A 14658-nucleotide genomic window follows, 5' to 3' on the forward strand; every position below is an offset into this window, starting at 1 on the left:
AGTTAAGTGTAGCCGATTCAGTCAGCGAAGATAGTGAAGTCAGAAGTAGTTCCTTCGACTTTGTACAACTCAACAACCACATTCTCATTCTCACTTAGGTAATTATCCACGAAGTCGTCCATATCTGGCATTAAAGCACCAAGAACACTGTCAGTGTTTCCACCTTTGTAAAGTGGAGAGAAAACAAGTAAGCTGTTTGACTCCTCATTGTAGAACTTCTCTTTCTTAGCACCAGTACCAACTTTATAAAATACTTTTCCCCCAAATTGTAATGCTTTTTTCATAAATAAATTCCTCCTCGTTTTACGTCCAGTGGACGAATATGGTTTTTACACTTAGTCCAACGGAGTCATTCTCTTCTTGTGACAAATAACTTTTAAAGTTTTAAAACTACATTTCTCCGTCTAACCATTTTTGAAGTAATGTCCTCATTCTCTTTGACGGAATATAAATTTCGATTGGTTTACCTTCACGGATACGAGAACGGAATATCCATTGAAGCATATCGGATAAAGCAAGCATATCCTCGTCAATGACAATACCTCTTTGAGCGAAAAATTCAGCGTCACTAGGATTAACAAAGCGATTTACACAGAAAGCAAGTACAGACTTATGTTTGTAACGGTTCGTTGCTCGTGTTGAGAATGGAACGTAACAATGCTTACCTGACTTGTCTGGTTTCTTCTTTTTTACAGTCCCTTTAGAGAAACCATTACTTTTCAATGCACCATTGTAATCGACAAAGGTAGTCCAAAGTATTTCGTCAGACTTTGCTCCTTGTAAGTTCCTCAAGTAATTGTACAGAGCGTCCTTCAATTTCTTTAGACGGACAGGAGAACTTTTCTTGTACCAACCCATTGAGAGTGAGAAGTCCTTTTCACCAATGTCGTTTAAATCACCTTCGTAGATATTTATAAGGTCTTTGTACTTACTTTTGTCCTCTTGGAAGTAATCCACAAGCTTGTAACGTCCATTCTGTTGTCCGTCTAGGACGACGTACTCTTGGATAACAGACTTCTTTTCATATTGGACTCCATGATAGTCGTAGTAATACTTTTGAAGCTGTCCCTCAAACATGTAAGTTAGGATAAAGGTTTGCTCGAACATGTCAAAAATACTTGCTGGGAAGTTCCAGAAGAAAGTTGTCTTATTAGAACGATATAAGTTACCAGCCAGAGCATAATACTTAATAGTATCATAGCCTGATTGATGGTCTTCACCAGCTATCCACTTAACTTGCCCGTCCTCGTGAATATGAATCAAGTTACTATCCAACATAACTTCAATATCATTCTTCTTGAGCTTGACTTGACTTATAGGACTCATTACCTCGTCCATGATAAGTACATAATTTTCATATTGAAGCAGTTCTTTCACTTCCTCGTCAGCCATAGCGAACAGAGCATGTGAAGTACATATATCTGCTCCGTCCTTTAAGAGCTTCTTCAATGACTCTAGCTTACGTCCTTCACCGTGTTTAACGTCCGGTTCTTTGAATTTACGAGTAGGTACAGCTTCAATAACACGGTCAATCTCGTCAAGAAAAGGAGTCACGAATATAAACTTTGTGGAAGCTGGTGCTTCATTTATTAGCTGGATAGCATATGAAGTCTTCCCTGTTCCCATTAATGCGTCTATTACTGTAACTTTCATTATCAATTCTCCTTTCAATTAATCTTGGTAATTAGTCCAACGAGAGAACATTTATAGCGTGACACTTTGTTAGCAACTAAAACTTGCTAAAATTCCCTGAAAACCCAGTCGTATCAAGGGTTTTAGCCATTTTCCCCTAAAGTCAAAAAATAGTATAAATATTGAATCGTGTATTAAGGCTCCCAAAGGGAGCAGGGAGCTTTGCTCCCTCTTACTCAATGACAACCGTTTCCGTGACTTTATCAATCTTCTTTTCGTACTCGTAACTGTACCCACATTCGTCACACTCAATTTTTGTAATTCCTTGAGGTAACTTGTCTTTGAAGTCAATGACTAATTCAATGTTCATTTCCATGTTGTTGTGCGAGTAACAAAATTTACAAATATCCATTGCCTCAACCTCCTTTCCAATGACTCCAACGACCTTTCTTGTCATTTGTGACCAAATAAAAAAACCTAGCTCGTTAGGAACTAGGTCTTTTGAAAAGCTATTAATTTAGATTTGGTTAGTACGATCGTAAAATAATTATTCACTTACTTTTTTATTTATTGTCGTACATGACATGAAAAAATGACCAACACACATTCAAGAGAATCCTTATGTACACTGTGATTGTGAACATTTTAGTGAGAATGAGAAGTACACAAAATGTCAGATTTTAGACAAAAAAGCAGCTAACAACTTTATTTACATGTAAACACTGGAATTATTCATGAACGTGCTTACTAACCATTGTCAGCTTAGGGATTGTGTATATTAATAGACTTTGCTTAAGGAACATTTACTTGACAAATTGTATACATTCTGTCCTAAAAAGCTCAATTATTCCGCTGCTACCTACTTACGGACACAGCTTAAAAAAATTGCTATGTTCATTGAACCAATGACTTAGGCAAAAAAATAAGGTCAACCAATGTGGTTAACCTTTTTCAGAAAGTTCTTTCAGCATTCTATTAAGTTCTTCTTCACTGACTCCTGTCGCTTCAGTGATAAATTCCATTGACCAACCCCAGTCATATAACTCCAATGCACTTGGAAAGTCTTCTGGATTTACCTCTATCTTTCCTCTGTCTGTCTCAAGATCAGTTTTTGTTCTTTCCACTTCAGCGATAACTCCAATCATTTTGAACATTACCTTTCCATCTGGAGTTGTTGTGTCTATTGAGTCACAAATGCTCACCAGATTGACTCCAATCTCCTCTAGTTTCTTACTAATATCAATTAAGTGTTTGACATTACTTGCAAGTCTATCGAGCTTGTAAACAATGAGTGTGTCCTCAGAGCATAAAAAGTCAAGACAACAATCTAGTACTGGAAAGTCTTTCTTTGCTCCAGACTTTTTCTCAGTAAAGACTCTTTCAACTCCAGCTTTCTCCAGTGCGTCTAACTGTAAGTCCAAGTTCTTTTCCTTTGTTGAACAACGAGCATACCCAATTTTCATTCAAAGCCCTCCATTCCTTGTTGACTAATTGGTATTGTTAACGGTTAATAAGGTATATGCCTGACACTTTGATTTAAGATCATAGTACGATAACGAAAATGGTGTTATTCCCTTCCTCAATAAAAATTCAATTGCACAAAAAAGAAGCTCAACCTTGAGGTTAGCTCCGTTCTTTTGCTTCTCGATATAATGTAGCTTTGCTAATCTTTGTAATTTCACAAATTTCCTTAACGGTCATTCCGTTGTTGTCACGGTCATTAAACAGTTCCAGAGCATGTTGAAGTCCTTTATTCTTCTCTGTGTACTTCTTAGGTCTTCCCTTATAAACTCCTCTTTCCTTTGCAAGCGCAATACCTTCACGTTGCCTCATTTTGATTAGTTTTCTTTCCAGCTGATTAACTCCAGCCATTACTGTAAGCAAGAACTCAGAATAAGGATTGTCGTCTGAAGTGTTTAGCCAAGTGTCTTTTATACTCTGTAAGCCAGCTCCTTTGTCCTTAATAATCTGGACGAGATTGAAAAGGTCTTGAGTGCTTCTTGTTATCCTAGTGAGGTCTGTGACAATGACTGTATCTCCTTCTTGGAGGTTTTCAAGCATATCGTTTAATTGAGGTCTATTGTCGGTATGTTCACCGCTCAGCTTCTCCTCATATATTTTCTCACAACCAAACTCTTTAAGTTGTGTTAGTTGTCTCGCAAGGTTCTGTTCTTTAGAGCTTACTCTTGCGTAACCGTACACAGTCATTGTTCATTTCCCCTCTCTAATTTTGATACATTTAATTGAGACGTTGTTAAGTCAATAATATCAACAACAAGAAAATGTTTCAATAGGGTAAACCCATATGAAACACAACTAGGTAAACGATACACTGGAAACAGTGTGACAATGAGCTATGCTGTAAGCTTTACATTGGCTTACTGTTGAACGATAACAGTTAGATTAACGTTGTTGGTCTTCTGTTTAAATAGGTTCAAATACAAGCAATGAGAGACTCCAGTGTGCTGGTATGAGGACTTGAGCTGATTGGAATGATACTCGTTATTTTGATTGAAGTTGACAGTGTGAAACTGTTTAACATTTACCCCTTGAACACCCCTTTGGGTCTCTCTATCTCTACAACTGGGTATTAGAGTTACTGTACAAAATTTTTAGAATTCAAGTCAGCTAGACCCTCCACCACCACCCCCTGTTCCCCCTCTCTACTCTTGGTTCTGGTTCTGAAAACTTACGTAACAAAATTTGAACTTGAAGACATACAATACGGGTGGAACAGGGTCTCTCTGTCCCTACAACAGAGTCCTACAATTCCCGAGAATTACCTATAATTATGTAGATAATGGGCAATCAGGACTTACTCCCAGACATGAACTTGTGCATATATATCTAAAGTAATATATTTTATAGAATTGAGGAGTGTATCAAGTGAACGAACAATTAAACAATGGGGCGTATCAACGCCAGGCATCATCGACATATGGACATAACACAGGAGGAACACCATATGGTGCGTATGATCAATCAACTTATGGTTATCCAACTTACGGTTATCAACCTTATGGTTATCAACCATATAACTATTCCGGCGAACAGATAGAACATAATCGGGTACCGGCAAAGGCGACACCTGCCCGTAGTTTGGTTACTCCAACTGACCATATCTTAATGTTAATTGACCATCAACCACAAATGGCCTTTGCAGTCAAATCACATAGTGTTGCCGAGTTGCGTAACAATGTTACCGGACTAGCAAAAGCTGGCAAGTTATTTAAAGTTCCTACCATTTTGACTACCGTCTCCGCTGCAACTTTTAGTGGAAAAATCTTTACAGAGATTCAAGCTGTCTTTCCTGACCAAAAACCAATCGATCGCACGACGATGAACCCATGGGAAGATCAGAAAGTAATAAATGCAGTCAATTCGTACGGTAAACGAAGAATCGTCATGGCTGGTCTTTGGACCGAGGTGTGTTTGGTTGACCCGGTTCTTTCTGCAATCGAGCAAGGGTATCAAGTGTATTTTATTGCTGATGCTTCAGGCGGAGTAAGTGTAGAGGCCCATGAAAGGGCGGTTGAACGTATGCTCCAAGCAGGTGCAATTCCAATGACTTGGCTGCAATATATGTTAGAGCTACAGCGTGATTGGGCACGTAAGGAAACCTACAATGGAGTACTGCAAATTGCGATGGAACACGGTGGTGCTTACGGTCTAGGAGTAAGATACGCTGGTGAAATGTTTGGGTCCCATGAAGGATAGGAGAATTACCTCCAGGACCCTTATATCTAACTTTTTAAACTGACAGCATAATACTTGGTCTATTTGAATAGTTTAGGAAAGACCGACCTACTAAGGAAGTCATTCTTTATCTTACTAAAAAGTAAAATGAGGAATGATTCCTTTTTTTATTTACTCTCACCGAAGTAAAGAATTTGTAAAAATAACCGAAGTAAAGTTTTTGACTTCTCACTGACAACTTTCATTAAGACCGGAGTAAGAAAAACATAGGTCTCGCTGACAAAAACTTTACAGTATAAAGAACTAAATAGAATAATAAAGAACTAAATAGAATTTGTCGCTTCGCTCCCTTTTAATTCAAAATATCAATATTATATTTAATTATTCAAAGTTAGATAAGGTAATAAACAGGTATAACCACGCTGATTACTTTGAGTATAAAACTGTTAATATTTTTTGACTCCCTCAATATTGAATTGAATTAAACCGTGTCCTTGTTGGGTTATTTGAATCACAAAAAAAAGAACTGTCTCAAACAGTCCCAATGGTTCGCTTTTTTGGATAATTCTCAATGTGATACCTTAGAGCTTCCTTTGAAGGGTACCAATTTTTATTTTTTGGTAACATAATCTTATTTCCGTTAAAGCTTTGGTAATAATCTGAAATTACCTTACATGATACTGAAACAGTATAGTCCTCATTTATTTGAATTAAGACTTTATCGAATAAACGGTGAATGTCTACTCTTAGTAGTATTCCATTTTGATAATGGTCGCTTCCTTCATTTACAAAATCTTGAATGTGACAAGCTTCCAAAACCGCTTCAGTTGTTTCACCTGTAATTGAACAAGTTCCGTCATATGCTTCTAAAATCATTTTCTTAAATTTTACAGCAGTTTTCCTTTTCTTTTGCTCAAATATGTCTTTTTCAACATTTGTTACGTCTAATAACTTAAAAGAAGAAGCTAAGTAATCTCCATATCCAAAAATCTATTTGATATTAGTTTCCTTTCAGCTCGTTTAGTTTCATCTTTTGCTTTTTTCTTTATATTTCTAATAATGTACTCATTATTACAATAAGGCTCGTAAAGAATACCATTGTTAGTTTCCACTACACCATTATTAAAATAACGAACATTATTTTTCATGGACTCCTCTAATAAATACATACATTCGTTAGAAATCTTCAGTTTTCGCTGTCCGTTTATATCACAATTCAATTCTAAAATATTTGTTTCTTTATGAAAATCGGACTTTTTTAAATTAAGTAGCTCACTCCCATTTTCTCCATATACTCCTTCAAAAAGCAACCTTAATAAAAGCCTATCTTGTACATTGTACAATTGTGAAATATATTTATTTAAAGTTTCCTCTGAAAATCTCAATCTCTTATTATTTGTAAAATCCTCAAAATGGTGAGGAGATACTGTGACCAAAACATTATTTTGAATTTTCCCTTGTTCTACACAATATCTAAGATAATAATTAATTGCGTTGTATGTATTCACAACATTTACTAAGTTTAAAACCGAAAACAAGTTTTCTATTTCTTCAAGGCTAAATTTATATAAATCTTTGTTCAACTTTTCCTCTATACTGTAACTCTTACGGAATAACGCAAACAACTTGGCTTTATAACTTACTCCTTTGTATTCAATAAATTGTTCCTTAACGGTGGGATTGTATATTGGTTTCCGTCTACCCTTTTTATCAAATAAGACATTCGTCATATAAAAAAATCTCCTCCTTTTTTCCTAAGATTACCATAATTTCATTTTAATCTTATTTCCATTTACGTGGAAGTATTTTATTAAAACAAAAAGAGAGAAACCTGTTACAGCTTCTCTCTTACTAATTCCGTGATTTCCTCACCGTTACAAATGACCTTAAGCAATTCCAAAGTCCGTGACGACTCCTTCTTAATTTGCTTCCAGAATGAAAGAGCAACGTCTCTCTGGTTCTTCCCTTCAGTGGAAATTCTCCAGCTTGAAGGACTTTCTGGTCAAACTCAAGTGAAGAATAATAAATTTCAATAACTACTGTCCTCATAAAATTCTCCTGTCGATTTTCTGCTTTCATTGTACTTCCTAACTTCTAGTAAGTCACTCAATTCAGTTAGGTTGAGAGCTTCCATGATAGTCAATAAATGATTCTTGTTATATGCTCCTCTGGTGTCATTAACAAGTTCGGAAATTGTTGCTTCTCTTAGTCCAGTCATTTGAGCAAGTTCCTTCTGTTGAAGACCTTTACGTTCTAACAGTTCCTTCAACTTGAATTTGAAGTAAAGTTCCATTGGTAATCTCCTCTCATTTTGAATTACTTCTTTTCGTAATCAATATATGCCGAGGAGGACTTGTTTCAATACAAAAGAAAAGACCTCCATTATTGAAGGTCTCCAGTTACTATTTAGGTGAATTAATCCAATAAAAATTATTGAAGGCTCCAACAGCTGTCATTGATTCTCCTTTATCTTCAAACTTGGTCTTGTATATCGAGAACAGAACATAGTTCTGTTTGGAAGTAAACGTATTGACTAAAGGAGAGGTAAACATTCCTATAAATGGGTGTCCCTCACTCGTTATTTCATCTTTAACAAATGAAACGTAATCAGCTTTGGTTGGATTTGAAGCAAAAGCGAATAAGCAGACTACAAGGATTGCTGTTGCAATGAAGTAGCGTTTTCTCATAATGTTCCACCTTCTATTTTTATTAGTTCGACAACAGAATACCCTTGCGAAAATAGTTTTATTCAAAAAGAAAAAGCTATCCATAATGGAAAGCTCAACCAGTTTTTCTTTCTTTATTGACCAAGTAGGTTTCTAACAAGTAGATACAAAGTGTTCCACTAAGGTTGATTGAAAATTTTGCGTGTCGTTCACTTGGTCTATAATACACTTTTCCTTTGCCGTGAGAGTCACCATAGGCATTTCTCAATGCCCCAAGACCAGTTACTACTCCATTTATTGAACCAAGAATCTGCTTAAATATTTCTGTTCCGTGTTGGTCTGGAGATAAGTTAAGCAATTGAGCTACCTTCTTATATAATTGACTCAAGTTGTCAGTATCCTTATAAGTTTCACCAATGTCGTCAAGAATCCATTTTAACGTGCTTTCGACCATAGCTCTCGCAGCTGTGATTGCGTCTTCTGGATCAGTCTTTGCTTGGTTCAATGCTCTATTCCAGTCTGTTTCAACGTGTTCGATATTGTACACTTCAGTGAATTTTTCAATTTCCTTTGGTATGTATGTGGTGTTCTCATATTGAACTTTTCCATTCACAAACGAATAACCGTCACGTTCCAACAATTTGATAAATTGCTTCCAAATAGTATCTTTTAGAAAATACTCGTTCTCCTCAAATTCAGTGTATAACATTTCGACTACATTAAATAGTTTCCTTAAGTCGTTTGGATTATCTAAGTTTAATGAGGAAACATATGAATCTGCAAGAGACCTTCTTTGACCACTTAAAGAGGAAACATGAGCTTCAGCTTCAAATATGTTTTCGCATTCAAATAACTTTTGAATCCTTGCAAGTGACGTATAACCAGAAAGTAAGTCGTAAAAAGTATAGATTGTCCGTTTACTAAGCATAGATTGATTGTACCTCCACCTAATCGTTATTCCTCGTCAAAATAACTAAAATCAATTTTTTTTACAACAAACTTCTCTTTGACGTTTACACCTATATCATAGTCAATCATTAGCTTTGCAAGGGCCTCTCCGTCAATTAGTACAATCTTCTTACTTTGTAATCTTTCAGCGTATTCAATTGCACCTTTTGTAAAATGGGAAGTTGTTATAAACACTCCCTTCTTTGCACCCATGTCGTCCAAAGCTCCAGAAAAACTTTGAACCAACTCTCTACCTATGGAATTGTCCCAACGTTTGGCTTGAAGATAAATGTTATCTAAACCCAACTTGTCTTCTTTAATTATACCGTCAATTCCACCGTCATTTGTTTTACCTGTTATACGACCGTCACCGTAACCCATTGCCATTAAAAGTTCAACGATTATGTGTTCAAGCTTCTTCCAGTGTGCCTTTTTAACTTGTTGAATAATGGACTTCGCTAAGTCTTTCCTAAGCTCGTCAAATTTGTCTTCCATTACTTCAAATGGGTCAATTACTTCTTCCATGTCTTCAATTTCATCTTGAATTTCATGTTGTTTGTCATTGAGTAAGGATAAACCGTTTTGTGTTATTTGGTAGGTTGATTGACTTACTTCTTCTATGTAATTTGACTTCTTTAAACTGTACCTTACTTGTCTTATCCTTGTAATAAAAATAGAGTCTTTACCGTTTTCGTAAGAACGTGTTCTTTGTTCTTCTGTAAGGTTAAAAACCTTTGTTAATTCGTCAGTTATGTAAGTTGAAGTATAAGTTTTACCGTCACTTATCACCTTTAAAAATGGAATCATTATTTCTCTTGATAAAGGTAAATCACTTGAGTTGGAATTTACGTTTTTAAAGATACTACTAAACTCCGTAATATCTTTTGGAATACCTTTTTCTTTAATAATTTCAAGAATGTCTTTTTGAGTTAGACCGTTCTCACTAAGCTGCTTTATTATTTTTAAAACTTTGACTGAATTATCATTGTATAGAATTGTATCCCCTTTTTTTGTATGTGGAATGTAATCTTTAAAAAAGTTAATCCAGCGTCTGCCACCGCTTTCTGACCAACCCACTGCTTCTGACAATTTTGTCTTTGTAATTAAGCCCACCGTTCTCAACTCCCTAAAATCTTCCTATTACAATAATACCATAGGTTACTTACCAGAAATGCTTTATTAAAACAAAAAGGCTCCCTTATAAGAGAGCTTGTCTTGTGATTTATTTGTAAAAAAGTTATAATGAACGAGAAAATTTAATGATACGGTTTATATGAACGAGGGACTTCACAGTGAACGTTGGCTGTCCTCGACTTTGTGAATGAATAGTTCAAACACTTGATATGATTGAGATTCCCCATGTTTAGGTCGAGGTTGCTAATCCTTGCAACAGTTTCCTAAACTGTAGGTCGGAGGTTCGAATCCTCTTTGGGACGTCAAAAATCCTTGATTCATATCAAGGATTTTTATTTTTGTTAAAGTATGCCAATAACAATTGCCGAAAATGAATTGAAGACTTTAATGGATAGTATGCTGTTTTGCTATAGTAAAATTAGCAGCTGTTTTGCTGTTTAGAACTCCCCATGATTTCCATACGAACAAAAGGGGCCAGCAAATTACTGGCCCCTTTCATACTATTAAGACGCTTTATTTTTGTTATAAATATCAAACGCGACAGCCGCTAATAAAACAAGTCCTTTAATGGCCTGCTGCCAGTCGATTCCTAGACCAATTAATGACATACCATTATTCATGATTCCCATTACAAGACCACCGATAATGGCTCCAGGGACGGTACCGATACCACCGTAAGCAGAAGCTCCGCCAATGAAACAGGCGGCAATCGCATCGAGCTCAAATAGGTTCCCTGCTTTAGGGGTTGCAGCGTTTAGACGGGCAGCAAAGATTAATCCGGATAAGGCTGAAAGAGCACCCATGTTGACAAATACCCAGAATGTCATTTTTTTCGTTTTTACACCAGAAAGAAGTGCTGCCTTTTCATTTCCCCCAATGGCATAGATATGACGCCCCACCACTGTTTTTCTCATAACAAATGTGTAGGCAAGAATTAAAATCGCTAACGTAATTAAAATATTAGGAATACCGTTATAGGTAGAAAGTACATAGGAAAATACATTGATAATTCCAACCAAAACAACTATTTTTCCAACGAATACACTTGTTGGAGGTACATCAAATTGATATTTCAGCTGAACTCTTCTATTTTTCAACTCGGAAAAAATGAGAATAATAGATAACAGGATTCCAATAACGATGGTTAAAAGATGGATGGATCCACCCCCAAACAGGTCAGGAATGAAACCTGAACTCATCCCTTGGAAAGACTTTGGATACGGAGCAATCGATTGCCCTTTCAATACAATCATCGTCAACCCTCTGAACAAAAGCATCCCCGCAAGTGTAACAATGAAAGCGGGGATTTTCATATAGGCAACCCAGAAACCCTGCCAAGCTCCAATAATAGCACCAATCAATAAGGAAATAATGATGGCCATGAAGGTCGACATATGATGCTGCACAATTAAAATACCTGAAATCGCCCCGACAAAAGCGGCAATGGAACCTACGGAAAGATCAATATGTCCCGTAATGATCACAAGCACCATACCAATTGCCAAAACTAAAATATAACTGTTTTGAAGAATTAAGTTTGTAATATTTAAAGGCTTTAATAAAATACCCTCCGTTAAAATTTGAAAGAGCAGCATAATAAATATTAAAGCAATAATCATGCTATATTGCCTCATATTTTTTTTAGCCATGCTTGTCATGCTAAATTGCTTCTTATTCTTTTTAGCCAGGCTTGCTAATGTTTGCATGTCCTTTACCCCCTAGTCTTTGTCATATATTGCATTAAGTTTTCTTGATTAGCATTTTTTCGGTTAACTTCACCCGTCATTCTGCCTTCACTCATCACATAGATACGGTCACAAATGCCCAAGATTTCCGGGAGCTCAGAGGAAATGACTAATATCCCTTTTCCTTCATCCGCCAGTTGATTAATAATCGTATAAATATCAAATTTCGCCCCTACATCAATACCACGGGTAGGTTCGTCCAGAATTAATATTTCAGGACTGGAAAAAATCCATTTACTTAATACAACCTTTTGCTGGTTGCCGCCACTTAAATTGCCGGCCTCCTGCCAAATACTCGGTGTTTTTATTTTTAACTTTTCGCGGAATTTTTCAGATTCGATGATTTCTTGGTTTTCATTGATCACATTATTTTTAGAGATTTTAAATAAGCTTGGAAGAGTGATATTTTTTCTAATATCGTCCATTAAAATCAGACCATTTCCTTTGCGGTCTTCCGATACATAGGCCAAACCATTTTTGATTGCCTGATTGACACTATTAAAATGAACTTCTTTACCCTTCATGTAGATTTGTCCGCTTATCTTCTGACCGTAGGTTTTACCAAAAATACTCATAGCCAATTCCGTTCTTCCCGCACCCATTAAACCAGCTATACCAACAATCTCACCCTTTTTAATCGTAAAATTGATATTATCAAGGATTTTACGGTCACTATGCATGGGGTGATACGCATTCCAATTCTTCACTTCGAAAATGACTTCTCCTATTTTCGGCGCTCTTTTTGGATAGCGATTGGTTAAATCTCGGCCAACCATCCCTTTGATAATACGTTCTTCTGTAATGCCGCCGCCATGGACATCCAATGTTTCAATGGTTTGGCCATCACGAAGAATGGTAATCGAATCAGCCACTTTTAAAATTTCATTTAATTTATGTGAAATAATGATAGCGGTAATGCCTTGTTTCTTTAATTCAAGTAATAGATTCAACAGGTTTTCACTATCATCTTCATTTAATGCCGCAGTCGGTTCATCTAAAATAAGTAATTTTACCCGCTTGGATAAGGCTTTCGCAATTTCCACTAATTGTTGTTTCCCCACTCCTATATTCGTGATTAAGGTATGTGGATTTTCAGTCAATCCAACTTTTGTTAATAATTCTTTTGTCTTTATCGTGGTTTCATTCCAGTTGATGATGCCGTTTGTAGCCTGTTCATTCCCAAGAAAAATATTTTCTGCTATCGATAAATCCGGAATTAATGCCAGCTCTTGATGAATAATAACAATCCCTAAATCTTCACTATCTTTAATCCCTTTAAATTCACATGTTTTTTCTTCAAAAAGAATATCGCCGTTATAAGTTCCAAACGGATAAACGCCGCTTAGTACCTTCATCAAAGTAGATTTCCCGGCACCATTTTCACCCATCAGTGCATGGATTTCTCCTTTTTTCACTTTCAAATTAACATTCTCAAGTGCCTTAACGCCCGGAAATTCTTTTGTGATACTTTTCATTTCCAATATAATCTCCGACATTGTAACACCACACCTTCATAATGGTATAAATAATTTAGTGGTGCTTTATCAAACACCACTAAATCACTTTTGTTTCTAAAATTCTCTATTTAAGTTCTTTTTCTGTATAATATCCACTGTCTACTAAAGTAGATTTATAGTTTTCGATATCAACAGATACAGGCTCTAGCAGGTAGGAAGGAACAACTTTAACTCCATTGTCATAGGTTTTTGTGTCATTTACTTCCGCTTTTTTACCTTTTAATACGGCATCTGCCATTTCAACGGCTTTTTTCGCTAGTTCACGAGTATCTTTGAATACCGTTTGGGTTTGTTCACCAGCAATAATGGATTTAACGGATGCTAATTCAGCATCTTGGCCCGTAATGATTGGAAGTGGTTGACTTGCTGATCCGTATCCTACGCCTTTAAGTGAAGAGATAATACCGATACTAATACCATCATATGGTGATAAAACTGCGTCAACTCGATCAGAAGCATATTTTGCACTTAATAGGTTATCCATTCTTGCTTGAGCAGTTGCCCCATCCCATCTTAATGTTGCTGCTTGTTCGAATTTGGTCTGGCCGCTCTTTACTACTAATTTACCTGACTCGATATATGGTTTTAATACTGACATAGCACCATCAAAGAAGAAGTAGGCATTATTATCATCTGGAGAACCCGCAAATAATTCGATGTTGAATGGTCCTTTACCATCATTTAATCCTAATTTTTCTTCGATATAAGTTCCTTGCTGCACGCCTACTTTAAAGTTATCAAAAGTTGCATAATAGCTTACATATTTTGAGTTTTTGATTAAACGGTCATAAGCAATAACTTTAATTCCCTGATCGTTCGCTTTTGCTAATACATCTGTTAATGCTTCACCATCGATTGAAGCAATAACCAAAACATTAACACCTTTGGTAATCATATTTTCAATTTGAGAAACTTGGTTTTCAACTACATCTTCCGCATATTGCAAATCTGTTTTGTAGCCCAAAGCTTTAAATTCTTTTACCATGTTTTCGCCGTCATGCACCCATCTTTCAGAGGATTTTGTCGGCATCGCGATACCTACAAACCCTTTATCTCCTCCTCCGGAAGTTTTATCACTTCCGCATGCTGCTAAAACGAAAATCATGGTTAACATAAGGAATACTGCTAACGCTTTCTTCATTGTTATTCCCCTTTCATTTTGGTTGAATTTTCAGGAGCAGGATTGTAAGCCCTTTCTCTAGAAACATAATAGCAATTTGCACTAAAACTCGTCTTTTTAAAAAATTAACAATTTTTATAATAATTTAACTTTTTTTAAAACGCTTTCATTATTTGTGGATGACAAAACAAAAAAAGGTG

General features: G+C 36.1%; 15 protein-coding genes and 1 tRNA gene. 2 read left to right on the forward strand and 14 right to left on the reverse strand.

Annotated elements, in window-relative coordinates:
* Positions 1-17: 17 nt before the first annotated feature.
* From ACIFOT_RS22240 to ACIFOT_RS22260, 5 genes are all read right to left on the reverse strand, one after another.
* Positions 18-284 (reverse strand): hypothetical protein, encoded by a 267-nt coding sequence (locus tag ACIFOT_RS22240; protein ID WP_430067965.1) that lies wholly within the window; start codon positions 282-284, stop codon positions 18-20.
* A 106-nt stretch (positions 285-390) separates the two neighbouring features.
* On the reverse strand, positions 391-1653 hold the full coding sequence (locus tag ACIFOT_RS22245) for a hypothetical protein (protein ID WP_430067968.1): 1263 nt from the start codon (positions 1651-1653) through the stop codon (positions 391-393).
* 211 nt (positions 1654-1864) lie between these two features.
* Positions 1865-2044: a hypothetical protein gene (locus tag ACIFOT_RS22250; RefSeq protein WP_430067971.1), complete on the reverse strand. Its 180-nt coding sequence runs from the start codon at positions 2042-2044 to the stop codon at positions 1865-1867.
* Positions 2045-2573: 529 nt separating this feature from the next.
* The gene (locus tag ACIFOT_RS22255; RefSeq protein ID WP_430067974.1) at positions 2574-3095 is read right to left on the reverse strand and encodes a recombinase family protein; all 522 of its coding nucleotides are present in this window, start codon (positions 3093-3095) and stop codon (positions 2574-2576) included.
* 160 nt (positions 3096-3255) lie between these two features.
* Positions 3256-3840: a recombinase family protein gene (locus tag ACIFOT_RS22260; protein WP_430067977.1), complete on the reverse strand. Its 585-nt coding sequence runs from the start codon at positions 3838-3840 to the stop codon at positions 3256-3258.
* 678 nt (positions 3841-4518) lie between these two features.
* On the opposite strand from ACIFOT_RS22260, the gene ACIFOT_RS22265 reads away from it, so the two are divergent.
* A complete protein-coding gene (locus ACIFOT_RS22265; RefSeq protein WP_430067980.1) occupies positions 4519-5349 on the forward strand; it encodes a hydrolase in 831 nt (276 codons plus the stop codon).
* A 510-nt stretch (positions 5350-5859) separates the two neighbouring features.
* Here ACIFOT_RS22265 and ACIFOT_RS22270 read toward each other — a convergent pair.
* From ACIFOT_RS22270 to ACIFOT_RS22295, 6 genes are all read right to left on the reverse strand, one after another.
* A complete protein-coding gene (locus ACIFOT_RS22270) occupies positions 5860-6204 on the reverse strand; it encodes an HNH endonuclease (RefSeq protein WP_430067983.1) in 345 nt (114 codons plus the stop codon).
* Positions 6205-6293: 89 nt separating this feature from the next.
* Entirely contained in the window at positions 6294-7058 is a 765-nt protein-coding gene (locus tag ACIFOT_RS22275; protein WP_430067986.1) for a hypothetical protein, read from the reverse strand.
* A gap of 299 nt (positions 7059-7357) precedes the next feature.
* The gene (locus ACIFOT_RS22280) at positions 7358-7621 is read right to left on the reverse strand and encodes a helix-turn-helix domain-containing protein (protein ID WP_430067990.1); all 264 of its coding nucleotides are present in this window, start codon (positions 7619-7621) and stop codon (positions 7358-7360) included.
* Between the two features lie 109 nt (positions 7622-7730).
* Positions 7731-8015 (reverse strand): DUF4359 domain-containing protein, encoded by a 285-nt coding sequence (locus tag ACIFOT_RS22285; RefSeq protein WP_430067992.1) that lies wholly within the window; start codon positions 8013-8015, stop codon positions 7731-7733.
* Between the two features lie 94 nt (positions 8016-8109).
* A complete protein-coding gene (locus ACIFOT_RS22290; RefSeq protein ID WP_430067995.1) occupies positions 8110-8922 on the reverse strand; it encodes an abortive infection family protein in 813 nt (270 codons plus the stop codon).
* Positions 8923-8948: 26 nt separating this feature from the next.
* Positions 8949-10055 (reverse strand): restriction endonuclease, encoded by a 1107-nt coding sequence (locus ACIFOT_RS22295; RefSeq protein ID WP_430067998.1) that lies wholly within the window; start codon positions 10053-10055, stop codon positions 8949-8951.
* A 241-nt stretch (positions 10056-10296) separates the two neighbouring features.
* On the opposite strand from ACIFOT_RS22295, the gene ACIFOT_RS22300 reads away from it, so the two are divergent.
* Positions 10297-10378: transfer RNA gene (locus ACIFOT_RS22300), tRNA-Ser, on the forward strand.
* Between the two features lie 201 nt (positions 10379-10579).
* Here ACIFOT_RS22300 and mmsB read toward each other — a convergent pair.
* From mmsB to chvE, 3 genes are all read right to left on the reverse strand, one after another.
* On the reverse strand, positions 10580-11782 hold the full coding sequence (gene mmsB, locus ACIFOT_RS22305; protein ID WP_430068001.1) for a multiple monosaccharide ABC transporter permease: 1203 nt from the start codon (positions 11780-11782) through the stop codon (positions 10580-10582).
* A gap of 5 nt (positions 11783-11787) precedes the next feature.
* Positions 11788-13317, reverse strand: coding sequence for a multiple monosaccharide ABC transporter ATP-binding protein (gene mmsA / locus ACIFOT_RS22310; protein ID WP_430068004.1), 1530 nt, complete (start codon positions 13315-13317; stop codon positions 11788-11790).
* 85 nt (positions 13318-13402) lie between these two features.
* Positions 13403-14479 carry a multiple monosaccharide ABC transporter substrate-binding protein gene (chvE, locus tag ACIFOT_RS22315; protein WP_430068007.1) on the reverse strand — a complete coding sequence of 359 codons (1077 nt, stop codon included), beginning with the start codon at positions 14477-14479 and terminating at the stop codon, positions 13403-13405.
* Between the last annotated feature and the right edge of the window lie 179 nt (positions 14480-14658).

Source organism: Neobacillus sp. NRS-1170 (genome assembly GCF_050468025.1).